This window comes from Rhodococcus sp. USK10 (assembly GCF_019378875.1).
Lineage (GTDB): Bacteria > Actinomycetota > Actinomycetes > Mycobacteriales > Mycobacteriaceae > Rhodococcus_F > Rhodococcus_F pseudokoreensis.
This window is the reverse complement of the sequence record NZ_CP076047.1, coordinates 891,059-912,848: the sequence shown is the minus strand read 5'-3', so window position 1 is coordinate 912,848 and position 21,790 is coordinate 891,059. Positions and strand designations below refer to the sequence as shown.

Annotated in this window: 18 protein-coding genes and 3 pseudogenes; 16 read left to right on the top strand and 5 right to left on the bottom strand. The window is 62.7% G+C overall.

Annotation, left to right across the window (positions count from 1 at the left end):
• Positions 1-457: 457 nt before the first annotated feature.
• The 3 genes and pseudogenes from I1A62_RS04785 to I1A62_RS04775 form a co-directional block, all read right to left on the bottom strand.
• A complete protein-coding gene (locus tag I1A62_RS04785; RefSeq protein ID WP_011600389.1) occupies positions 458-1,273 on the bottom strand; it encodes an ExeA family protein in 816 nt (271 codons plus the stop codon).
• Positions 1,270-2,754, bottom strand: a pseudogene (locus I1A62_RS04780) (DDE-type integrase/transposase/recombinase). The gene I1A62_RS04785 and the pseudogene I1A62_RS04780 overlap by 4 nt, the downstream one beginning before the upstream one ends.
• A gap of 61 nt (positions 2,755-2,815) precedes the next feature.
• On the bottom strand, positions 2,816-3,451 hold the full coding sequence (locus tag I1A62_RS04775) for a helix-turn-helix domain-containing protein (RefSeq protein ID WP_219454462.1): 636 nt from the start codon (positions 3,449-3,451) through the stop codon (positions 2,816-2,818).
• Between the two features lie 33 nt (positions 3,452-3,484).
• On the opposite strand from I1A62_RS04775, the gene I1A62_RS04770 reads away from it, so the two are divergent.
• From I1A62_RS04770 to I1A62_RS04760, 3 genes and pseudogenes are all read left to right on the top strand, one after another.
• Positions 3,485-3,760, top strand: a complete 276-nt coding sequence (locus I1A62_RS04770; protein ID WP_219454461.1) for a hypothetical protein — start codon at positions 3,485-3,487, stop codon at positions 3,758-3,760.
• Positions 3,761-3,914: 154 nt separating this feature from the next.
• Positions 3,915-4,495, top strand: a pseudogene (locus tag I1A62_RS46820) (CYTH domain-containing protein); the annotation flags it as partial.
• Between the two features lie 29 nt (positions 4,496-4,524).
• Positions 4,525-4,731: pseudogene (locus I1A62_RS04760) on the top strand (SDR family NAD(P)-dependent oxidoreductase); the annotation flags it as partial.
• Positions 4,732-4,906: 175 nt separating this feature from the next.
• On the opposite strand, the gene I1A62_RS04755 reads toward I1A62_RS04760, so the two are convergent.
• The gene (locus I1A62_RS04755; RefSeq protein WP_257890446.1) at positions 4,907-5,560 is read right to left on the bottom strand and encodes a TetR/AcrR family transcriptional regulator; all 654 of its coding nucleotides are present in this window, start codon (positions 5,558-5,560) and stop codon (positions 4,907-4,909) included.
• A 408-nt stretch (positions 5,561-5,968) separates the two neighbouring features.
• Here I1A62_RS04755 and I1A62_RS04750 point away from each other — a divergent pair, with 408 nt between their 5' ends.
• The 9 genes from I1A62_RS04750 to leuD all read left to right on the top strand — a co-directional run bounded on the left by I1A62_RS04750 (position 5,969) and on the right by leuD (position 15,713).
• A complete protein-coding gene (locus tag I1A62_RS04750) occupies positions 5,969-7,102 on the top strand; it encodes a citramalate synthase (protein ID WP_219454459.1) in 1,134 nt (377 codons plus the stop codon).
• Positions 7,099-7,647 carry a MaoC family dehydratase N-terminal domain-containing protein gene (locus tag I1A62_RS04745; protein WP_219454457.1) on the top strand — a complete coding sequence of 183 codons (549 nt, stop codon included), beginning with the start codon at positions 7,099-7,101 and terminating at the stop codon, positions 7,645-7,647. Before I1A62_RS04750 ends, I1A62_RS04745 begins: the two co-directional genes overlap by 4 nt.
• Positions 7,644-8,123 carry a hypothetical protein gene (locus tag I1A62_RS04740; RefSeq protein ID WP_219454455.1) on the top strand — a complete coding sequence of 160 codons (480 nt, stop codon included), beginning with the start codon at positions 7,644-7,646 and terminating at the stop codon, positions 8,121-8,123. The genes I1A62_RS04745 and I1A62_RS04740 overlap by 4 nt, the downstream gene beginning before the upstream one ends.
• Positions 8,120-9,208 (top strand): CoA transferase, encoded by a 1,089-nt coding sequence (locus tag I1A62_RS04735; protein ID WP_219454454.1) that lies wholly within the window; start codon positions 8,120-8,122, stop codon positions 9,206-9,208. Before I1A62_RS04740 ends, I1A62_RS04735 begins: the two co-directional genes overlap by 4 nt.
• Positions 9,205-10,557 (top strand): CaiB/BaiF CoA-transferase family protein, encoded by a 1,353-nt coding sequence (locus I1A62_RS04730; protein ID WP_219454452.1) that lies wholly within the window; start codon positions 9,205-9,207, stop codon positions 10,555-10,557. The genes I1A62_RS04735 and I1A62_RS04730 overlap by 4 nt, the downstream gene beginning before the upstream one ends.
• Before the next feature lie 4 nt (positions 10,558-10,561).
• The gene (locus tag I1A62_RS04725; protein ID WP_219454450.1) at positions 10,562-11,803 is read left to right on the top strand and encodes an acyl-CoA dehydrogenase family protein; all 1,242 of its coding nucleotides are present in this window, start codon (positions 10,562-10,564) and stop codon (positions 11,801-11,803) included.
• A 259-nt stretch (positions 11,804-12,062) separates the two neighbouring features.
• Positions 12,063-13,469: an SLC13 family permease gene (locus I1A62_RS04720; protein ID WP_219454448.1), complete on the top strand. Its 1,407-nt coding sequence runs from the start codon at positions 12,063-12,065 to the stop codon at positions 13,467-13,469.
• Between the two features lie 144 nt (positions 13,470-13,613).
• Complete coding sequence (gene leuC / locus I1A62_RS04715; RefSeq protein WP_219454446.1) at positions 13,614-15,110, top strand: 3-isopropylmalate dehydratase large subunit; 1,497 nt, start codon at positions 13,614-13,616, stop codon at positions 15,108-15,110.
• Positions 15,111-15,113: 3 nt separating this feature from the next.
• On the top strand, positions 15,114-15,713 hold the full coding sequence (gene leuD, locus I1A62_RS04710) for a 3-isopropylmalate dehydratase small subunit (RefSeq protein WP_219454444.1): 600 nt from the start codon (positions 15,114-15,116) through the stop codon (positions 15,711-15,713).
• A 137-nt stretch (positions 15,714-15,850) separates the two neighbouring features.
• Here leuD and I1A62_RS04705 read toward each other — a convergent pair whose 3' ends face one another.
• Positions 15,851-16,333 (bottom strand): Lrp/AsnC family transcriptional regulator, encoded by a 483-nt coding sequence (locus I1A62_RS04705; protein ID WP_219454442.1) that lies wholly within the window; start codon positions 16,331-16,333, stop codon positions 15,851-15,853.
• A 159-nt stretch (positions 16,334-16,492) separates the two neighbouring features.
• On the opposite strand from I1A62_RS04705, the gene pdhA reads away from it, so the two are divergent.
• Genes pdhA through lpdA form a run of 4 tightly spaced genes read left to right on the top strand, consistent with a single transcriptional unit; the run spans position 16,493 to position 21,288 of the window.
• Positions 16,493-17,608 carry a pyruvate dehydrogenase (acetyl-transferring) E1 component subunit alpha gene (gene pdhA / locus I1A62_RS04700; RefSeq protein WP_219455107.1) on the top strand — a complete coding sequence of 372 codons (1,116 nt, stop codon included), beginning with the start codon at positions 16,493-16,495 and terminating at the stop codon, positions 17,606-17,608.
• A gap of 1 nt (position 17,609) precedes the next feature.
• Entirely contained in the window at positions 17,610-18,614 is a 1,005-nt protein-coding gene (locus I1A62_RS04695; protein ID WP_219454441.1) for an alpha-ketoacid dehydrogenase subunit beta, read from the top strand.
• Complete coding sequence (locus I1A62_RS04690; protein ID WP_219454439.1) at positions 18,611-19,924, top strand: dihydrolipoamide acetyltransferase family protein; 1,314 nt, start codon at positions 18,611-18,613, stop codon at positions 19,922-19,924. Before I1A62_RS04695 ends, I1A62_RS04690 begins: the two co-directional genes overlap by 4 nt.
• Complete coding sequence (gene lpdA / locus I1A62_RS04685; RefSeq protein WP_219454437.1) at positions 19,921-21,288, top strand: dihydrolipoyl dehydrogenase; 1,368 nt, start codon at positions 19,921-19,923, stop codon at positions 21,286-21,288. The genes I1A62_RS04690 and lpdA overlap by 4 nt, the downstream gene beginning before the upstream one ends.
• Positions 21,289-21,790 lie beyond the last annotated feature (502 nt).

The following is a 21,790-nucleotide window of genomic DNA, read 5'->3' as shown; positions in this document are numbered from 1 at the left end:
CACTCTGCAGAGCCAAAGTGGACCCACCTGGTGTTTAGTCCAGATGCTGCGTAAATGTTTTCTACAGCAGTCACCCCACAGACGGGCAGCGACCTACGCGCTCGTCGCCGTCGGAGGTGGGCAGATCCTCCGGTGCGGACTCTGACGGTGAGACGCTCACTCCACTCCCCCGCCGGCTCTGTGCCCAATAAAAGATCTGGAGCGATCACCACCGTTCGCCGGTAGTGCGCGGACGTGCCCGCAGCACGCGGAATCAGGTGTGATTTGAGGCCCCACTTACGCGTGATTACCGCCCAGTCTGTTCGTGGTGTTGTCCGTCGCTGAACGTGCCGACGATGGCGTCACTGTCGATGCCGTTGATGTCGATATGAGAAGGGCCCTTCCCGCGGTCGCGGGGAGGGCCTTCGTCGGAGTGGTGAGGGAATCGTCGGCGTGGTGACGTCGCGCGATCAGTGACTCAGTCGTGGCCACTTTCGGTGACGGCGACCCGTGCGGACTTCTCGTCGACGATGGACACTTTCGTTGCGAACGCCGCCGTCAACGCCTGCACCGCCAGGTTGTTTACCGCCCGCGGATATCCGCGGGCCGCATTGTGAATCAGGGTGACCGCGTCGTCGGTGAACAACGGATCCGTCCGGCCGGCGATCTTGCAGTGATGGGTGATGTAGTCCGCCGAATCTGTCGGGCTCATCCCGGCCAAGGCGTAGCGCACCGCGATCCGCTGGTCCAACGCGGCGAGTACTCCGAGTCGCAGCCGGTGCCGCAACGTCGGCTGCCCGACCAGCAGTGCCGCGAACGGTGACCCCGAATCCATGTCGTGGTTGGTCAGCATCCGGATGGCTTCCATCTGCGCGTTGTCGAGTAGATGCGCCTCGTCGATCACCACGACCGGGGTGCGGCCTCGCTCGGCGTATTCGGCGGCCAATGCCTCGGCGGCTTGCGGCGCCAAGGTCGCGGTGTAGAAACTCGGCACCCGGCCCAGTGCGGTGACGATGTGATGCAGCATTCCCCGCACTCCCACCGACGGGTTCGGTAGGTAGATGATCACATGCCGGGCTGGGTCCAAGGCCGCTGTCGCGGCGCGGATGGCGACGGTTTTCCCGGCGCCGACCTCGCCGGTGATCACTCCTAACGCGTGTTGGTCCACGCACCAGGAGATCCGGGCGACGGCTTCGGCGTGGCCGGGGTGCCGGTGCAGCATCGACGGTGCCAACCCTCGGCCGAACGGCATTCGGGTGAAGCCGTAGTAGGACTGCAGGCGTTCGATACTCATGCGGGCCGCCCGTCGCGGTGGGTGAATTCATCGGTGAGGTCGTCGATGCTCAACTGCCCGGGAAGCTGCTCACCACCGTTATCGTCGTCGGTGGGTCCGTAGAGGGCGTGATACCCGATCCGCCGATCGCTGCGAACCTGCTCATGATGGGTCTGGGCCGTCAACGCCAGATAGTCGATACCCGTCGCAGCGGGCGTGGGTCGTTCCGGAATCTCGGGCCGGGGCTTTCGGGTGCACGTGCCGGGTGATGTTGTGCGGCACCGCCCGTCCGTGCGGGGCGTCGCGGTAGCGGACCTCGATGGTCTCCATGTCGAATGGGGAGAACACCAACTCGACCTTCCGTCCCACCAGGCGTGATCGACCTGGTAGGTGTTGCCGTGCAACGACACCGTCGCCGTCTTGGTCACCGTCCGATACTCCGACCATAGGAACGCCTCGGTCAGATCGGCGGCCGTCGGCATCGCCGGTGTCCGTCCCAGCCGCGACCACCCGGACTCCCACCGATCGAGTGGGCTCTGCCCGGTTTCCGAATGCACCCGCCGGTGGTATTCGACTTCGATCCATCCCGTCAGCAGCCGGTTGAGCTCCAACAACGCGGTTCGGTGATCGAGACTCGCGGCGGTGAGATCCTCGGCGGTGGTGTCGGCGACCTCGACGAGGAACTGCTCCCGGACGGTGCGGAAGAACCGCTCGATCTTCCCGCGCCCTTGCGGGTGGTGCGGGGTCGAATGCACCAACCGGATACCGAGCTTCGCGCAGGCCCGCAGCAGCCACGCATCGACAAACGCCGAGCCGTTGTCGACGTAGACCGAGCCCGGGACGCCGCGCGCCGCGAGCGCCGGCTCCAACGCGACCCCGAGACGGACGGTGTCCTCAGAGAACCCGAACCGGTAGCCGGTGATCAACCGGGAATGATCATCCAAGAATGCGAACAGATACGTCTTGCGGCCACCGATCCTCGGCCCGTGCAGCGCGTCCCCGGTCCACCGATCGTTCGGGTTCTCCGCTTCGAACCGCCCGAACACAGTCGGGGCGTCCCCGGCGGCGGGGCCGATCAACTCCAGCCGGTGGAAATGGCGCAGCAGCGTCGATTCCGACGGCGCCCATCCCGCCGAGGCCCGCAGAATCCGTTGCACCTGCGCGACGGTGCGGGCCGGGTTCTCCCGTTTCAGCGACGCCGCCAACTCCAAGGTCGCAGTGTCCGTCCGCGGAGTCCCCGCCCGCGTGGGGGGAATCAACTCCTCGAACCCACCGGCCCTGTAGCGGCGGATCCACCGATCGAGCGTGTCCCGCGAATACCTCACCCGGGTTCCGAACGGGTCGGTGTGCTGTCGGCTCGCGATCTCCCGCACCAGCCGGCCCCGGGCCTTCGTCGACAACCCGGCATCGAGCGCCGGGCAGATCAATTGGTAGCGGAACAACCCGACCGCATGGCTTCTCTCACGTCGTTTCTCATCATCGGTAGGCAACACGATCCCCATTCATCGAAGAATGCGCTGCCCGAACCTGTTGCCGGGCAGTCACACCCGCGACGATGACGGATCATCTTTTGTCGGCGGCAGGGTCAACTGGTGTTGCAGGATCCGATGCCGGGACCGGTGGCCAGCCGGGCGAGAGCAGCCGACCAGCACTGGCCGCGACGGCGACCTGCGCGGCCGTCACCGCGCCGAGGACCGCGGACCTTCCGAAGCGAGCGGTGATCGCACCGTGTGCCGCGTGCACCGCGGCGAGGACGTCGCCCCACACCGACTCCGTTGTCCTCGGCACCGCCACATCCACACCCGTCGTGACCGCGACCGCGAGGAACCAACTACGCACCGCATCCGCTCGGGCCGCCGCCACCCGCAACCAGCCGCGGACCGTGGACCTCGGGATGCCCAATCGCTGCGCGATCGGGCGGTGCCCGTGACCGCGGGCCTTCGCCGCCAACGCCGCCCAGATCAACTCCGCGAGATACGCCCTGCGCAGCAACAACGTCACCGGCAGCAGGACGTGCGTCACCGCACACCCCCGGCACCGTGCCCGTCGCGGACGCACCGGCGCAGCCATTCCGGCCACCGGGCGGGGTCGGGCGAAACCCCAGCCCGCCAGCACTCCACCGGTGCAGGACGGGCAGGACATGTCCCCGCGCGACAGGCGGGACTCGACGCGGACAGGATCGACCTCTACCGTGACCATCAGTGCGCCTTTCGCACGACGCACGGTGCCCCCGTGAGCTCCGCCAAGAATTCAGCGGGGGCGCCGTGCACCCATCAGTTCCTCGTCACACTGATGGTGCAGACCACCAAGATCAACCCCACGCCGATCATTCCAATCAGATCGGCAACGTCATTGACGACCGCGGACCCGATCCTCGTCATCGCCATAGACGCTCAACACCACCGCGTCCCGACCGTCTCCCGCGACGCGGCCGGGAACTTGTTCAGCAACCGTACGGTGACCTGCGAAAGCTGGTTCCTGCGCCGGCAGCACCGAAACCACTGGTGAAACACCATTTTCGGCGCATCAGGTTGGTCCCACGGGAAGGACGCTCGGGGCGGGGCGACACTTGCCGCCCCGTCCAGGCCGGTGCAGCACCGCAGCGGGACCGCGGTCGACGCCGTGCTGATTATTCGACGGGCCGGGCGGGCAGTCTGGATCCATGAGCACGGCGCAGCACGAGCGGGAAGACAAATACGACGTCGGTGCCGACTTCGCGGTACCGGACCTGGACGATCTGGTCCCGCCGGGCGGCCGGCTCGACGAAGACACCGTCACCCTCGACAACGAATACTTCGACACCACGGACCGGGACCTACTCCGCCAGCACGTCACGTTGCGACGCCGATCCGGCGACACCGACGCCGGGTGGCAGCTGAAGGTGCCCGACCGCAAGGCGCGCACCGAAATCCGGGTGCCGTTCACCGCGGACGATTCGGTGCCGGGCAGCTGGCCACCCTGATCTCGGGGGTGGCCCTGGGCAAACCGGTGCACCCGGTGGCATCGATCTCGACCGTTCGGCGCCGGCGCCGGCTGCTCGACCCGGAGGGACACCTTCTCACCGAGGTCGCCGACGACACGGTGCACGCCACCGGTGCCGCCGCAGTGTCCGCCGGGGACGGCGCGGTCGCCAGCGACTGGCGCGAGGTGGAGGTCGAACTGGGCGAGAGAGGCGACGGGACACTACTCGAGGCGATCGGCACACGGCTGACCCGGGACGACGCCCGACCGGTCCGGGCCCCGCCCGCGACGGTTCCGGCACAGAGGCGGTCAAACTAAACGACACAGCCGCACTTGTCCGTGCCACCGGCCGACGGGCCCCGCCCGTGGCTACCGACATCGCTGATCCGGATCAGTGCGCCGCTCTGGTCGACGCGGCAATGACCGAGTTCGGCCGCGTCGACGTTCTCGTCAACAACGCCGGCGTCGCCAGCGCCCACCCCGCCACCCGCGAAACCCCCGACCAGTTTCGCTCGGTCACCGTTGATAGGAAGCGAAGCCCGGTCGTGCGAAGGCATCGATTACTGGGCGTTTGCGTCGTCGAGCGGGCTGGGTGACAAATATTTGATCTTTCTTCTGTCGCGTTCGTGAATTAGCCGATAAAGGACCGTTGCCTGTAACCGAGTTACGAACTGAATCAACAACGATGCCGCTTTATTTCAACACCTGCCACACGAATTCGCGCCATTTTTTCTTGTCTGCGGGCGAAAGGCTTTCTTGACCGAAGCTAAACTGCAGAACATTGGGCATCGAGTAGGGAACTCCGCCCGCTACAACCAGTAGCGCTGTTGCCAACTCCGCCGGGACGTCGTCGCGAATCTCCTTGTTTACCTGCTTGCGCCGCACCCACTCGATGGCCGCTCGGTAGTTTTCGGCGCGTTTGATGGCGAGCCTGGTTCCCGACACCTGGCCAGCAATTGCCTCCCACACAATCAACCGGGACATAGAGTAGGTGATGCGTTCCAGTTCTTCATCATCCTCGTCGACCGGTCCACGGCTGTTCCTGTCCTTTGCGTCGTGGACACCCATGTAATCAACGACTGCACCGCCGTCGATCACGCCTTCCGGAGATGCGCCGCGAACTTTGAGTACGAGTTGTTCGAAAGCCTCCTCGTACAGACCCCTTTTGTTACCGAAATGGCGGTAGATAAGCTGCTTGTTAAAACCGGACGCCTTGGCGATCCGGTCGATCCGAGCGCCCGCGAAGCCTGCGGCGACGAACTCGTCGATAGCTGCCTCAAGGATGATTTGTCGCGTCTCGACGGGTGGCGCAATTTTTCCCTCGTCCGAGCGAGGCAGGCGAGTCAAATCAGCACCTCCCGGGTCACAGCTTGACGTTGTGCATCGACCATTAGGTGAGGATATGCCAACGACTTCTACGGACTACACGTACCCACACTTCTGTTCGAGTGCGCAATGCGGCGAATTTGAGCCAGATGCCCAGTCGGGTAAGGATGGCCAACCTCAAGATACCGGGCGCGTCGAGGTCCGATTCGGTTGTAGTCGGCGCAGGGACGCCGAACGAGGGCTTCTCTTCGGCTCGGAGTCTCGCCCTCGACAGAGCTACACGCGTGCAGCGACCTGCCGGACCTCCAACCACCTCTGTAACTGAATGGTTGCAAACCGATCAACCATTCGGTTACCCTCAGGTTGGAAGTGACTGCGGTCACTTGAGGCGCTCGCAAGTGCTGGTGACACAGCGACAGAAAGGATCCCATGTCCTATCCGAAGATCGAACTGAACGAAGAGGGCATGCGGGAGGGCATGCAGATCGAGTCCGTGACGATAGGGCTGGATGACAAGGTTCGACTTCTGAACGCCTTGTCGTTGACCGGACTGAAGAACATCATGGTCGGCTCGTTCGTCAGCCCCCGCTACACCCCGCAGATGAGTGAGATCGACCAGCTGGTGCGCCGGTTCACACCGGTAGAGGGCGTCCACTATCGGGCACTGGCGCTGAATCAGAAGGGACGCGACCGCGCAGCCGAGCACATGCCGCCGCTGACAGGTTCGCGCTTTCCCCCGATGACGATGGTCCACCTCTGCGACACCTTCATCCGTCGGAACGCCAACATCTCGCAGCAGTTCGAGATCGACAGATGGACAGACGTTGTCGAAGGCGCGAAGCGTGACGGTGCTTCCGAGGGCGGGCTCGGTCTGGGAGCGGCGTGGGGGTCGAACTTCACCGGCCATCGGAGCCTGGCTGACCGGATTGAAATGCTCGAGCTACAGAGCGCACTCTGGGAATCCGCGGGAATTCCCGTGACGACTCTGAGCTTGGCCGATCCGATGAGTTGGTGCATGCCGGATCAAGTCGAGGAGACTCTGGCCGCCATGCTGGAACGCTGGCCGGGCATCAATACGTTCCACCTGCACTTACACGACGCTCGCGGAATGGCCCTACCGTCGATATACGCCGCGCTGCGGGTGCTCGATCACCGCCATACGCTCGTCTTGGATACCACCTTCGGTGGTATTGGCGGGTGCCCGTACTGCGGGAACGGCCGCGCTACGGGTATGGCGGCGACGGAGGACGTCGTGCACATGCTCGAGCATATGGGAATCCCTACCGACGTGGATCTCAGTCGCCTGATCGATGCGGTGTGGCTCCTCGAGGAAGTTCTCGGTCGTTCTACACCAGGAAAAGTGTCCACAGCCGGTCCGTTTCCCTCCTCACCGGATGAGCTGTACAGCCCGAACCTACCGCTCGTCGAGACCCACGACGAGGCGAAGCACTTCAAACGCGGAGAAGTGAGCGTCGACCACCAGTCTCGGCCATGGCGTGAGCCCATTCCTGACCCCGAACCCACAGCGATCAAGTTCCGTACAGCCGAAAGGCCGCTCGTATGACACTCTTACTGTCCGACAATGTCAAAGCAATGGAAGGCGTCAAAGGCGACGTCGTCACCTCGCCACAGGCATTGGACGAGAACACTCTTCGCCGTTTCGTGCACGCGACCATGGACACGAACCCGCTTCACCTCGATCCCGCCGCGGCGCGAGCTGCGGGTTTCGACAATCCGGTGGCTCCGCCATTGTGGCCGATGCATTCGATGGTTCGCGGATTGAATTTCCCTGACCCGCTCGACGCACTCGGCTCCGACCCTGATTGGGATGGTGCGGCAGGGATGCTCTTCCCCGGGCTGCCACCGTTGGACCTGCCCGGCACCAGGATGCTCAATGCCGGTACCGAGGCCGAGTTCTATCGTCTCGCGGAAGTCGGCGACGTCGTCAGCGCGCAATCCGAGTATCACCAAGTTTACGAGCGAGAAGGTCGGAGCGGCCCGATGGTCGTAGTCCGAGTCCGCACGACCTACTCCAATCACCGCGGCGCCCGCCTCGCTGTTATCACGATGTCGCTCATCTACCGAAACGAAATGGACTCACCCTCATGATCTCCACGGATTCGCGACGGCTGTTTCGGCAGCTCCGTGTCGGCGAGGAGCTACCACACCACACGGCCGGACCTATCACCGGCGTACACCTCATGCGCTGGTCGTCAGCGATCGAGAACTGGCATCGAATTCATTACGACCTGCCATTCGCTACCGACCACGAAGGTCTGCCCGGCCTCCTCATCAACGGTAGCTGGAAGCAGCATTTTCTCTTGCAGATGCTCAGACGCTGGGCCGGACCAGGGGCGTGGGTGTCCAAGGTCGGTTTCCAGTTTCGTTCCATGGATGTCGCAGGAGCAACGCTCACGGCATGGGGTCGAGTTACAGCCCTGGTGGAGAGAGACGGCCTCGGCTACGCAGATCTCGAGATCGGAATCCGCGATCAGTCCGGTCGCGAAGGAACACTCGGGTCCGCCACCGTCGTCTTTCCCGCCGAACGCGACGTCCCCTACCCGTATGCGGAGGTTGGAGTATGACCGACCAAGCTCTGTCATCCGTGCGGGTACTGGAATTGGCCGGCGGGATCTCCTCGGCTTTCGGGGGACGTTTGTTGAGTGATCTGGGCGCCTCGGTGACCACCGTCGACCGGGCGGATCAATCACTGCGGGTGCCGGCTGACAACTCTGCTGAAAGCTCGTTGCTTCGCGAGTATCTGAACTGGGACAAGACGGTGGTCGAGGTGGACACGTCCATTAAGGGCGGCGCCCTGGACGTCCTTCTCGCTGCGACGGACATTGTCCTGCTCGGTGACGATTTGGCTACCCTCAACACGTGGGGCGTCGATCCGCTGAGTCTGTCGCAACAGCGCCCGGAACTCACCGTCACAGTGGTTACGCCCTTCGGACTCACCGGTCCGATGGCCGAATGGCCGGCGACCGAACTGATTGTTCAAGCACTGAGTGGGCTGCTGACGATCAGCGGTGTTCAGGGACGTGAGCCGCTCATGCGCGGGCTACAACAGTCCGCGTATGCCGCAGGAATCAACGCTGCCTACACGAGCCTTGCGTCGTACTACGCAACGCTCAACGGCCACGAAGGCGCCCTGATCGACATCTCTCGACGCGAGGTCCTCAGCTCGGAACTGGTGCTGAACACGCCCTATTACACATCGATGGGCGCCCTGCAGAGTCGACTTCCGGTCACCAAGGACATCTTCTTCACCGGGGCCCCGATGCCGGTCAGTGACGGCTTGGTCACTATGCAGATCAACAACAGGATCGGCATCGAATCGTTTGCAGAAGTGTTCGACGACCCCCGCTTCGCCGATCCCCGATACGGCAGCGCGGACGGACGACTGCGCCACGCCGACGAACTCGCAGCCATGGTGAACGAACATCTGTCCCGATGGCAGGCTCGACCCTTCTTCGAGCACGTGGCCGAATTGGGAATGCTGGCAGGCTTCGTGCAAACCGCTGAACAGTTACTGGCCTGCCCACAACTCGAGGCACGGGAGGCATGGAGGGAAGTGACCGTCGAGGGAACCACCTACCGTCTCCCAGCCAATCTCATCAGGGCGACCCCCAATTCGACGTTCGCACCGAAGCAAGAGGAGGTCGCATGAGTACCACCGACCGCCCCTCGGCCAATTCGAAGCCGGGCCCGCTGGACGGGCTACGTGTCATCGACCTGTCCACCGTCTTCGCTGTTCCTTATATTGCCGGTCTTCTCGGGGATTTCGGCGCGGACGTGATCAAGGTCGAGTCCCCTGATCGACTGGAACAGACTCGCGGTGTGGTTTTCGGTCCGCTGCTCGACAACGAGGCCGACGACTCGCCGTGGGACCGGTCTGGTTCCTTCGGAGTGCTGAACCGCAACAAGCGGTCCACCGCAGTCGACATGAAGACTCCCGAAGGGCGAGAACTTCTTTGGCGACTTGTCGGTGACGCCGATGTCCTCCTGGATAATTTCACACCACGCGTTCTGCCCAGTTGGGGCTTCACCCACGAGGCTCTCGTGGCCGCCAATCCGTCCCTGATTCATCTGTCCAACACTGGATTTGGATCCACAGGACCATGGTCGTCCTTCAAAGCCCAAGGCACCACGCTCGAGTCCACGATGGGAGTGGGCGCTTACTCCGGCTACGCGGGAGAACCCCCCTCTAAAGTCGGGCAGTCCTACCCCGATTTCTTGGCGGCGTGGACCGGACTCACAGCCTTGATGGCGGCTCTGGTCGAAAGGCGGCGCACGGGCGAAGGCCAATGGATCGATCTGGGTATGTATCAGCTCGGGCCCGCAGTGATTCCAGAGGCACTCGCCCGCGCACAGACTCAAGGCGGCGACTACGGGCGCCGAGGAAACCACGAGATACACGCCGAGTTCAGCCAAGTGTTCGCCAGCGCCCAATCGGAACGCTGGATAGCCGTAAGTATCCGTCCCGGACAATGGGACGCAGTCGCTGCAGCCCTTCCTGGAATCTCCCACGACGCAGAACGCGAAAACGCCCTCGCACTCGTACTCGCGACCTTTGATGCAGAAGATGCCGCCGCGTCACTGCGCCACTGCGGGGTCTCCGCCGCGGTGGTCAGTGATGCCCATGATCTGATGCTCGATCCACAGCTGAGGCATCGCCGGTTCTTCGAGCCGCTGCCTGCGGCCGACGACCGTTCGATGCGGCCCGTGATCGGACGTCCCTACCGGTGGACTGCCGACACTGCTGTCACGACTCGGTACCGAGCCCCCCACTTCGGCGAGCACAACTCCGAAGTGTTGTCCGAGATCGGCGTGGACCAGGCAGCACAAACAGACCTTCGAGACCGGGGAGCGGTCGCCGATACACCGCGCAACCCACCGCCCGTGGTGCCGGTCAACATCGAGCTGAACCTCGCGCGCGGCATCTTCAGCTCTATAGACCCTGACTTCATGTCTGTTCTCGCCACGATGACGTCAGATGACAACACTCAGAAAGCGTGATCCCATGACTAGCGTCAACTACAGCGCTCCGGCAACGATGTTTCAGCTCCCCTCGGAACTGCAGGAACTGCGTGACCACACCCGCAATGTCGTCGAGAAGGAATGCTTTCCCCTCGAAGCGAAGTTTCTCAGCAACCAATGGGCCAGCCCCGACACCGAGTTCTTGGGCTGGGGCGAAGGCCAGGTTGACGGCTCCCTCCCGGCCGAGGACTGGAAGCGACTGCGTGAGGTCTCCGAGCAGGCAGGGCTGTATGCCATCGGGCTGCCAGAAGAGCTCGGCGGCGGAGGTCTGGGCATCCTGGGAGACTTCGTCGTGGCCTGCGAGACGCAGCGCAGCGTGGTCCCACTTCCACGGGCCCATGTGCCCCTACCCCTACTCAAAGGCACAGACGCCCAAAAGGAGCAGTTCCTCGCCCCGGCCCTCGAGGACAAGGTCCTCATGGCGTTCGCCCAGTCGGAGCCGAACGCCGGCTCCGATCCCGCGGCCATGACCACCACCGCGCGTAAAACGGACGACGGATGGCGCATCGACGGCACCAAGATGTGGATCTCCGGCGCCCAACAAGCGACACATCTGCTCGTCCTGGCCGTCACCGACGCGAACAAGCGCGCCCGAGGTGGAATTACCGCCTTCATCGTGGACGCGCAGGCCGAGGGCGTGTCCACAGCGCCCATCGAAACCTGGCTCACCCGGCACGGACATCAATACACGGTGTATCTGGACGGTGTGCATGTCCCTGACGACAGGGTGCTCGGCGAGGTGGGTGGCGGCTTCGGAGTGGGACAGGAATTTCTTCAAATCCAGGATCGGCTCGCCCGCGCCTCACTGGCAGCTGGAATCCTGTCCCGCGGCCTGGACCTAGCGATCGACTGGGCCAAGAACCGCATCACCTTCGGTAAGCCGATCGCGGAGCGCCAGGCGATCCAGTGGATGCTTGTCGACGCGTTCTTGGACCTGAAATCGATCCGGGCCATGGGGTACGAGACGGCCGCCCGCGCCGATACCGGGGAAGACGTACGCTATCTGGCCAGTGCGTCGAAATTCATGGGCGGCAACTACGGCCATCGCTCCATCGACAAACTCATGCAAGTGCTCGGCGGCATGGGCGAAACCCGTGAACAACCGTTCACTACGTGGTACCGGCAGCTACGACACGGTCGCATCGGCGGCGGTACCGATGAAATTCAGCGGATGCTCATCGCCCGAGCGCTACTCGAGGACGGGTCCACCATTTGGCACGCCTGAACGCCGTGGCAAATGGTGGAGCCGTCCCCAACCCACCACCCCACTCTTGGGTCGACACCGCACGAACGTCCCGCACCCACCAACTCGAACACACATAAGTACAGCAATCTGACAAATTTTGGTACTGGAATCTTCCCCGTACCGATCGCGCTGGCTCTCCAGTCCGGCGGCTCGATCGATTCGTAGCTGGCCCCGGGCCTGGTCACAGGCCATCACCTGGAGTTTGCCTCTAACGTCTACCTAGTACAGGAGACCCTCGATGTTCATCCAAGTTCTTGCCCTGGCGATCCTGGGGCTGGTGTTCCTGATCGCCACGTGGAAGCCCGTACATCTAGGGCTCCTGGCCCTCGTGGCGGCCTTCGGCGTTGGCCTCTTCATTGCTGAAGAACCTCTAGCCGATATTCTCGACGCTTTTCCGGTCGGTCTGCTCGTACTGCTGGTGGGCGTTACTTACCTGTTCTCCATTGCCCGCGAGTCCGGGGTTGTGGACTGGGTAATACACCGAGCGATTCGATTGATCGGCGGTAACCTCGCCCTACTTCCCTGGGTATTTTTCGTTTTGTGCGTGGTGATCGCGTCGATGGGTTCCCCATTGGCCTGCGTGGCGGTCGCACCTATCGCGATGTTTTTTGTCACCAAGCACCAGATCAACCCGACGCTCATGGCCCTGCCGGTCGTGGTCGGCGGAGTTGCTGGCGGTTTTGCTCCCATCAGCTTGTTCGGCGTCATCACCAACGGGATCTCGGCGAACTCTGGCCTCGAGGCCAACCCGATTTATCTGTTCGTCGCCGCTATTGTCTTCAACACCGTAGCCATGGCAGTCGCTTTTCTCATCTTCGGAGGTCCGGCGCTGGTTCGACGGGGCCGGGAGAGTCTCGACATCGCACAGGCCTCCCAAATCTCCACTCGCGGTCCGGGGGCAATTTCCCGCGGCCAACAAGCCACAAGGGAGATGTTGCGACCCGGTGGTGGCGCCGCTCGCATCTCCACCGCCGTAGAACCCGACGATCTTGGCGACACGGGTAACGCTCATCTCGAGGCTTCCGACAAGCTCACGGTCTTTCAGGCAATCTCCCTGGCCTCAATCAGTGTGCTGCTCGTCCTGGTCGTCGTGCTCTCTGCTCTGAAAATTCAGACCGACGTCGGTGTCATCGCGCTAACGCTCGCCGTCCTTATCTCCCTGCTGTATCCGGAACGGACGAAGCCGGCAATGAAGGGGATCGATTGGTCTACCGTTCTGCTGGTAGGCGGAGTCATCACATATGCCGGAGTTCTGCAGCGTATCGGAGCAATCGACATGCTGGGCGATGCAGCCGCAGGCGTGCCACACCCGATTCTGGCAGCACTACTGATCTGCGTCATCGGAGCCTTCGTTTCCGCATTCGCCTCCACCACGGGAATCCTCGGCGCGCTTATCCCACTGTCCATTCCACTGATGGCTACCGGCAACTTCACGGGTTACGGCCTCATCGTGGCACTGGCCATCTCCTCGTCATTGGTGGACGCCACCCCGTTCTCCACAGCAGGCGCTGCCTGCGTGGGCGGTGCACCAGAAGATGTGCGTCCCGGACTGACCAGAAACCTCATGCGCTGGGGGCTGTCGATGATCATCATCGGTCCTCTCGCCACCACAGCAGTGCTCGTCCTTCCTGGAATGCTTCTCTGAGCGAGCATGTCTCTCGCGATCCAGAACCTACGGCAACGCACCCACAGATACTGCTCCGCAGATCCGATAGCAAACCGTACCGCTCACGACACCTTGCGACTCGAGATCGACGCCCACCATCAGCCCTACATTTAAGGAACCGCGATGTCGACCGAAATCGACCGCTCCGCGACGACCACAGATACGAGGCACCCGATTACCGGCCCACGTACGCTCGCCGAGAAGGTCTGGCAGGACCATGTGGTCGCCGCCGGCGATGGCCTCGGTGAATCGCAGACACCGGATCTGCTTTACATCGACTTGCATCTCGTCCACGATGGAACCAGCCCGCAGGCCTTCGAGGGTCTACGCCTTCAAGGACGATCCGTGCGTCGACCGGACCTGACGATTGCCACCGAGGACCACAACACTCCCACTGTGAAGATCGACGAACCGATCCCCGATCCAATATCTGCCAGACAGATACAGACACTCCGCGACAATGCGAGTGAGTTCGGAGTTCGGCTGCATTCTCTGGGCGACATCGAGCAAGGCATCGTGCATGTCGTGGGACCACAACTGGGTCTGACTCAACCTGGCATGACCATTGTGTGCGGTGACTCGCACACCTCCACGCACGGGGCTTTCGGCGCACTGGCCTTCGGTATCGGCACCTCCGAGGTCGAGCATGTACTGGCCACCCAAACTCTGCCGTTGAAGCCGTTCAAAACCATGGCAGTGACAGTCGAGGGCACTCTTCGTCAAGGGGTGACGGCGAAGGACATCGTCCTCGCGGTCATAGCCAAGATCGGCACTGGTGGTCAGGGCTACGTGCTCGAGTTCCGCGGGTCAGCTATCAGGTCCCTGTCGATGGAAGCGCGCATGACCGTATGCAACATGGCGATCGAGGCTGGATCTCGGGCTGGAATGATTGCCCCGGACGAGATTACATTCGAATACCTCAAGGGCCGCCCGCATGCCCCGCGGGGGCAGGACTGGGATGCAGCGATCCGGTACTGGAAAAGCCTGCCTTCCGACGAAGACGCCACGTTCGACGCCGAAATCTCACTGGACGCCGGCACTCTCGATCCATTCGTTACCTGGGGAACCAATCCCAGCCAAGGAGTGCCGCTCGATGGATCCGTGCCTTATCCCGATCAGATCCACGACCCCAACGCCAAGCTCACCGCCCAGCGAGCGCTCGAATACATGGACTTGGTGCCTGGGACCCCGATGAAAGACATCCGGGTAGACACCGTGTTCCTGGGTTCCTGTACCAACGGACGAATCGAAGACCTCCGGCTCGCCGCCTCGATCATCCACGGTCACAACAAAGATCGAAACGTTCGCATGATCGTCGTCCCCGGCTCTGCTCGGGTCCGACTGGAGGCCGAGGCCGAAGGCTTGGACCGAATCTTCAGAGACTTCGGTGCCGAATGGCGCTTCGCTGGATGTTCGATGTGTCTGGGAATGAACCCGGACCAGCTGTCATTTGGGGAGCGGTGTGCCTCGACCTCGAACCGTAATTTCGAGGGTCGCCAAGGCAGAGGTGGCCGAACACATCTCGTGTCCCCGGCGGTCGCGGCCGCCACCGCAGTGCGCGGCACCCTCTCATCTCCGTCCGACCTGCCCCTCGGGCGGTTCCACAGTCGAAAGGCATGATCGATGGATTCGTTCGTCCAGCACACCGGAATCGGCGTTCCGCTACAGCATTCCAATGTCGATACCGACCAGATCATCCCGTCCGCATACCTCAAGAGTGTCTCCCGGCACGGCTTCGAGGACGCGCTGTTCGCGGAGTGGCGCAAAGATCCGGACTTCATCCTCAACCGCGAGCCGTACTCGACCGGATCGGTTCTGGTAGCCGGACCGGACTTCGGCACCGGATCCTCCCGTGAGCATGCCGTATGGGCTTTGAAAGACTTCGGCTTCAGGGCAGTGCTGTCCTCACGGTTTGCGGACATCTTCCGCGGCAACGCTGGGAAACAAGGCCTGGTTGCCGCCGAAGTCGATCAGTCGGACATCGAGAAACTCTGGGACCGGCTCGAGAATCATCCGCACACAGAAGTCACCGTAGATCTGAAGGAGCGGACCGTCGTATGTGGAGAGATGACGGTCCTATTTCAATTAGACGACTACACCCGCTGGCGACTCACGGAGGGATTGGACGACATCGATCTGACCCTGCGCACCGAAAAGCAGATCACCGCTTTCGAACACGCGCGTCCGACGCATAAACCCACCACGCTGCCCATCGGCATCTGACCCGGTCCGGCCTGAGCATTCTTCAAACCGTACTGATTCGACAGGGCTACGCACATCGGGTTAGTTCCGATGCAGAACGGGGCCACTCCATGCAATGGAGTGGTCCCCGACCCTGCCTTGCCCATTTTGCGATCCTGTCACGGCTTGCCGGGAGATGCCCCGTTCAAACCGCCATGGTCTTCATCGAAGATGAGCCAGGTGCGCGTCGACCGGACACCGTCGAGGCTCTGTAAACCTTCGAGCACGACGCGTCGAAGCGTCTCGTTGTCCGGGGCGCGTACGAGGACCAGGACGTCGAAATCGCCTCCGAGCAAGCTGAAGTGATCGACGAACTCCATTGTCTTCAGGTCACTGGCTACCGTACGCCACGAATCCTGCCTAATGGACAGTGCAACGAAAGCGGAGGTATCCAATCCGGCCGCCGAGTGACGGACTCGCACGGTGAAGCGCTCGATCACCCCCGTGGCCTTGAGCCGTTCGACACGTGTGTACGCGTGAGCACGCGAAATATGCACTCGGTCGGCCAGTACGCGCATAGACATCCTGCCGTCGAGATTCAACTCCTCGAGAATCCGTCGATCTACGTCATCCAGTTCGGTCTCGACTCGCCTTGCAGCCATTCGTCCACCACACCTTTCGGCACCGCCATTGAATTAGACAATAAAGGTCAATTACGAGTGTTTGTCATCCAATCGTCCACCAAAGCCCATGCATGTTCGGAATGTTGCCGATGTGCGTGCAGAATCACTCTACAAGTCTTTGATCAGGAGAGTTCAGTCATGACCACAATCGAGACCACGGCCAATGCAACTGCGTACCAACGTTTCATGCCCGCCGACGAGCCGGTTCAGTACTTGGATGTCGGCGGCAGGGCCGTCGACAGCGCGGCGCGCTATGCCCGCCCAACGGACGAACGACTGCTCGAGATGTACCGCACCATGGTCAGCGGTCGCCGATTCGACCAGCAAGCAACCGCGTTGACCAAACAGGGCCGACTGGCGGTGTACCCGTCGGCGCGGGGCCAGGAAGCCTGCCAGATCGCCGCGGCCATGTGTCTCAGTGACTCGGACTGGATGTTTCCGACGTACCGCGACTCGATGGCACTAGCAGCGCGTGGCGTCGACCAGGTCGAACTGTTGGGTATGCTCGCCGGCTACTGGCACTGCGGATACGACCCGAAGCAATACAACGTCGCACCCCAATGCACGCCGTTGGCAACACAATTGCTGCACGCAACCGGATTCGCCTACGCCGAACAGAAGCAAGGACGCAGCACCATCGCACTCGCGTTCTGCGGTGACGGCGCCACCAGCGAAGGTGACTTTCACGAAGCGCTGAACTTCGCGGCCGTGTTCAAGGCCCCGGTCATCTTCTTGGTGCAGAACAATGGCTTTGCGATCAGCGTGCCTCTCGCGCGCCAATCGGCAGCACCGTCGCTGTCTCACAAAGGCGTCGGGTACGGAATCGGCAGCGAACAGGTCGACGGCAACGACCCCATCGCTATGATGAGCGTCATGGACGAGGCCGTCACCTACGTACGCGCAGGCAAAGGACCGGTCGTCGTCGAGGCGCACACCTACCGCATAGACGCGCACACCAACGCCGACGATGCCACTCGCTACCGCAAGGCCGACGAAGTCGAGGGCTGGCTCGCCCGCGACCCGTTGGTTCGCCTGGACACCTACCTCGAATCACGCGGAATCCTGAACGACGAATTGCGCACCCAGTTCACCGGCGCTGCTGACACCGATGCGGCTGCTCTCCGCGCCGGCATGAACGTCGAACAGGAGGTCGACCCGGAGGATCTTTTCCGCTTCGTCTACTCCGAACCCACACCCAACTTGATCGAACAGCGCAACCAGGTTGCTGCCGAGCTCGCAGCCGAGGAGAACTGACATGACCACGATTACCATGGCCGGTGCACTGAATGCTGCGCTGCGCGACTCACTCACCGACGACGAGAAGGTCGTCGTCCTCGGCGAAGACGTCGGCACCCTCGGTGGCGTGTTCCGCGTGACCGACGGCCTGACACGCGATTTCGGCGAGGACCGGTGTTTCGACACCCCGCTCGCCGAATCCGGAATCATCGGATTCGCGATCGGTATGGCGATGTCGGGCTACAAGCCGGTCGTCGAAATGCAGTTCGACGCCTTCGCCTATCCTGCCTTCGAGCAGATCGTGTCGCATGTCGCGAAGCTGCGCAACAGAACTCGTGGGTCTTTGACCGCACCGATAGTCATTCGCATTCCGTTTGCCGGCGGCATCGGCGGCGTAGAGCACCACTGCGATTCCAGCGAGGCGTACTACGCACACACCCCGGGGCTCAAGGTCGTGTCACCGTCCACTGTCGCCGACGCCTATTCGATGATGCGCGACGCCATCGCCGACCCCGATCCTGTGGTCTTCCTCGAACCCAAGCGGCTCTACTTCTCCAAGGCCGACATCGACCTCGCCCGCACCGAGCCCATCGGCACCGCGGTCGTACGACGTGAAGGCTCCGACGTGACTCTCCTCGCGTACGGGCCCACGGTGTCGGTCGCGATGCAGGCAGCCGATTACGCCGCCGAGGACGGTCGCAGCGTCGAGGTCGTCGACTTGCGTTCGCTCAACCCGTTCGACGACGAAACCGTCGGTCGCTCGGTTCGAAAGACCGGCCGCTGCGTCGTCCTGCAGGAAGCCCAGTCTTTCGCGGGGGTCGGAGCAGAGATTGCATCGCGCGTACAGGAACGGTGCTTCCACCATCTGCACGCCCCTGTGTTACGCGTCAGTGGACTCGACATCCCCTACCCTGCACCGAAACTCGAACACTACCATCTTCCATCGGCCGACCGCGTCCTCGACGTCGTCGACCGGCTTCAGTGGAACGATTCTCCCGATTTGAGCAAGGCGGTGCCAGCATGACCGCGCAGGTTTTCAAGCTCCCCGACCTCGGTGAAGGTCTGGCCGACGCAGTCATCGTCGAGTGGAAGGTCGCGCCGGGCGACACCGTCGCAATCGATCAAGTGATAGTCGAGGTCGAAACGGCGAAAGCGTCGGTCGAGGTGCCCTGCCCGTTCGAAGGTGTCGTCGCAGAACTGCATGCCGCGGAGAACGATGTTCTCCCCGTGGGCCAACCACTGATCACCATCACCGGAGCGGCAGTGGCCGACACGGACGGTCAAGTCCCCGCAGCGCACGAGCAGTATCGCGAAGAAGAGCGCGCGGGCTCGGGCAACGTCCTGATCGGCTACGGAACGGGCCACGGACCGACAGGACGGCGCCGCCGGGCTGCTCAGACACAGGCTGCCCCCGTTGTCGCTGCCCCAGTGGCCGCAGCCCCGAGACACAAATCGAGCGGCGACGCGGTAAGAGTCCTGTCCCCGATCGTGCGCAAGCTTGCCCTGGACGGCGGACTCGAGATCGAGCGCATCGATCCATCCGGCGGGCACGGCGTCATCACCCGTGCAGACGTCGAACGAGCGCTCTCCGGATCCACCGCAACAGTGACCGCACCGGCCGAGGTTTCCGCTACCGGAGGCGTCACCCGAATTCCGCTAACTGGTATCCGAAAAGTCATCGCGGACAAACTGTCTCGCAGTCGAGCCGAAATCCCTGAGGCCACGGTCTGGGTCGACGTCGACGCCACCGCGCTCCTTCAGGCCCGCCGGGACCTCGACGCGTCGATCGACGGCGTTAAGGTGTCTCTGCTCGCCGTGCTGGCCAAGCTGACGATAATCGCTCTGCAGAAGTACCCGGATCTCAACAGCACGGTCGACACCGCGGCGGAAGAGATCCTGCGTTACGACGACGTCCACCTCGGAATCGCCGCTCAAACCGACCGCGGATTGATGGTTCCCGTTGTTTCCCAGGCAAATCGAGCCGATTTGCGCGAGCTGGCCGAGCGCCTCGCCGAGACCACCGACATGGCGCGCACCGGATCGATTCCGCCTGCCCGCCTGTCCGGCGGTACGTTCACGCTCAACAACTACGGCGTCTTCGGCGTCGACGGTTCCGCGGCGATCATTAACCACCCCGAGGCCGCAATTCTGGGTATCGGACGCATCATCGACCGCCCGTGGGTGGTCAACGGGCAGGTTGCCGTACGCAAAGTCGCTCAGTTGTCGATCGCATTCGACCACCGGGTCTGCGACGGCGGTGTGGCGGGCGGGTTCCTGCGCACCGTCGCCGATTACATCGAGAACCCGCTTCTCGCACTTGGAGGCATCCGATGAGCGATGTCGACCTCGTTGTCCTCGGCGGCGGTTCGGGCGGCTACTCGTGCGCCATCCGTGCCGAACAGCTCGGCCTGTCGGTCGTGCTGATCGAGGAGGACAAACTGGGCGGAACCTGCTTGCACCGCGGATGCATCCCCACCAAGGCACTGCTCCATACTGCCGAGGTCGCCGACACCGTCCGCGGCTCCGAGCACGTCGGCGTCACTGCCTCATTGGGCGGCGTCGACGCAGCAGCGGCCGTGAAGTACCAGCAGAGCGTGGTAGCTGCGTTGTACACCGGACTGCAGGGATTGCTGAAGCGGCACAATATCGAAATCATCAGCGGCAGAGGACGTCTGGTCGACAAGACCACGGTCGAGGTCGACGGTCGCCGGATTACCGGCACGTCCGTCGTGCTGGCCACCGGGTCGTACTCGCGCACGATTCCCGGCATCGAGCTCGGTGAGCGCGTCATGACCAGTGAGCAGGCGCTCGCCCTCGATCGGGTGCCGGAATCGGTCGTCGTTCTCGGCGGCGGGGTGATCGGTGTCGAGTTCGCCAGTATCTGGCAGTCCTTCGGCTCTAAGGTCACTGTCATCGAGGCACTGGACCGTATCCTCCCCGGCGAAGACGAATGGTCATCGAAGCAGATGCTGCGCGCACTGAAGAAGCGCGGCATGGATATTCGCGTCGGCACCAAGGTCGAAGCGGTACGCGCATCCGCGGAGTCCGTTGCGGTCGCACTGTCCACTGGTGAGACCGTGAACACCGACGTCGTCCTTGTTGCGGTCGGCCGCGGGCCACGTACCGACGACACCGGAATCGCCGAGGCAGGCATCGCTACCGATCGCGGCTTCGTCACGGTCGACGACAACCTGATGACCTCGGTCCCCGGAGTCTACGCCGTCGGGGACATCGTTCCGGGATTTCAGTTGGCACACCGAGGTTTTCAACACGGCATGTTCGTCGCCGAATATCTGGCAGGAAAGTCCCCCGCACGGGTCGACGGCGACCGAGTTCCCCGGGTCACCTACTCGCACCCCGAGGTCGCCTCGGTCGGGCTCACAGAGAAGGACGCCCAAGCCAAACACGGCAGCGTCACCTCGCTCGTGTACGACCTGGGCGGCAACGGAAAGAGCCGAATCCTGGGCACCGCAGGCGGAGTTAAAGTGATCCGCGCACAGGACGACGGACCTGTCGTCGGCGTTCACATCGTCGGCGACCGCGCCGGAGAGCTCATCGGTGAAGCGCAACTCGCCGTAGCGTGGGAAGCGCTGCCGTCCGAAGTCGGAGCATTCGTACACGCGCACCCGACGCAGAACGAAGCCCTCGGCGAAGCCATGATGGCCCTCTCGGGCCGCCCACTGCACGCGCACTCCTAAACCTATGTGAGCGGAAATCCATAACCTGCTGAGGGCTGGATTTCCGCTCACATAGGTATAGGTATCGACCGGGACCGGTGATCGCATGGGCCATGGATCGCGTTCTCACACACCCCGTTCAAGTCCCGACAGTGCCGAGAATCGCTCCATATCGGCGAATTTCGCAATTCGCTTCTGAGGCAGTCGATGGCTACCTACTGAGTCTCGGCGAACATCCACCGACAGGCACGACACCGCCCTGCTCAAACGAAGTTTCTGGAGAAACAATGGGGCGGCCCGGCCGGGAACAGTCCGAACACCTTTTGGTGGGCGAAGGCGACAGCAAAGCATTCTGGCGATGCGATTGTGTCGATGACGCGCGGGCCTGAATGCGTTGGATTCGTGTTCGAGCAGAGCCCGCGTCACTCATATCCCTCTGCTGCATCATGGGAAAATATGGCATTGACAGCAGGCATTGATGCAGACGGTGAATGTGTCACTTCGGCCTGCGATTACCTAGGGC

Bases quoted from the DNA above. Each gene is read 5' to 3' on its own strand.
- I1A62_RS04785 (WP_011600389.1), bottom strand. From the start codon at position 1,273: ATGAGTATCGAACGCCTGCAGTCCTACTACGGCTTCACCCGAATGCCG.
- I1A62_RS04775 (WP_219454462.1), bottom strand. From the start codon at position 3,451: ATGGTCACGGTAGAGGTCGATCCTGTCCGCGTCGAGTCCCGCCTGTCG.
- I1A62_RS04750 (WP_219454459.1), top strand. From the start codon at position 5,969: ATGTCCTATCCGAAGATCGAACTGAACGAAGAGGGCATGCGGGAGGGC.
- I1A62_RS04745 (WP_219454457.1), top strand. From the start codon at position 7,099: ATGACACTCTTACTGTCCGACAATGTCAAAGCAATGGAAGGCGTCAAA.
- I1A62_RS04740 (WP_219454455.1), top strand. From the start codon at position 7,644: ATGATCTCCACGGATTCGCGACGGCTGTTTCGGCAGCTCCGTGTCGGC.
- I1A62_RS04735 (WP_219454454.1), top strand. From the start codon at position 8,120: ATGACCGACCAAGCTCTGTCATCCGTGCGGGTACTGGAATTGGCCGGC.
- I1A62_RS04730 (WP_219454452.1), top strand. From the start codon at position 9,205: ATGAGTACCACCGACCGCCCCTCGGCCAATTCGAAGCCGGGCCCGCTG.
- I1A62_RS04725 (WP_219454450.1), top strand. From the start codon at position 10,562: ATGACTAGCGTCAACTACAGCGCTCCGGCAACGATGTTTCAGCTCCCC.
- I1A62_RS04720 (WP_219454448.1), top strand. From the start codon at position 12,063: ATGTTCATCCAAGTTCTTGCCCTGGCGATCCTGGGGCTGGTGTTCCTG.
- leuC (WP_219454446.1), top strand. From the start codon at position 13,614: ATGTCGACCGAAATCGACCGCTCCGCGACGACCACAGATACGAGGCAC.
- leuD (WP_219454444.1), top strand. From the start codon at position 15,114: ATGGATTCGTTCGTCCAGCACACCGGAATCGGCGTTCCGCTACAGCAT.
- I1A62_RS04705 (WP_219454442.1), bottom strand. From the start codon at position 16,333: ATGGCTGCAAGGCGAGTCGAGACCGAACTGGATGACGTAGATCGACGG.
- pdhA (WP_219455107.1), top strand. From the start codon at position 16,493: ATGACCACAATCGAGACCACGGCCAATGCAACTGCGTACCAACGTTTC.
- I1A62_RS04695 (WP_219454441.1), top strand. From the start codon at position 17,610: ATGACCACGATTACCATGGCCGGTGCACTGAATGCTGCGCTGCGCGAC.
- I1A62_RS04690 (WP_219454439.1), top strand. From the start codon at position 18,611: ATGACCGCGCAGGTTTTCAAGCTCCCCGACCTCGGTGAAGGTCTGGCC.
- lpdA (WP_219454437.1), top strand. From the start codon at position 19,921: ATGAGCGATGTCGACCTCGTTGTCCTCGGCGGCGGTTCGGGCGGCTAC.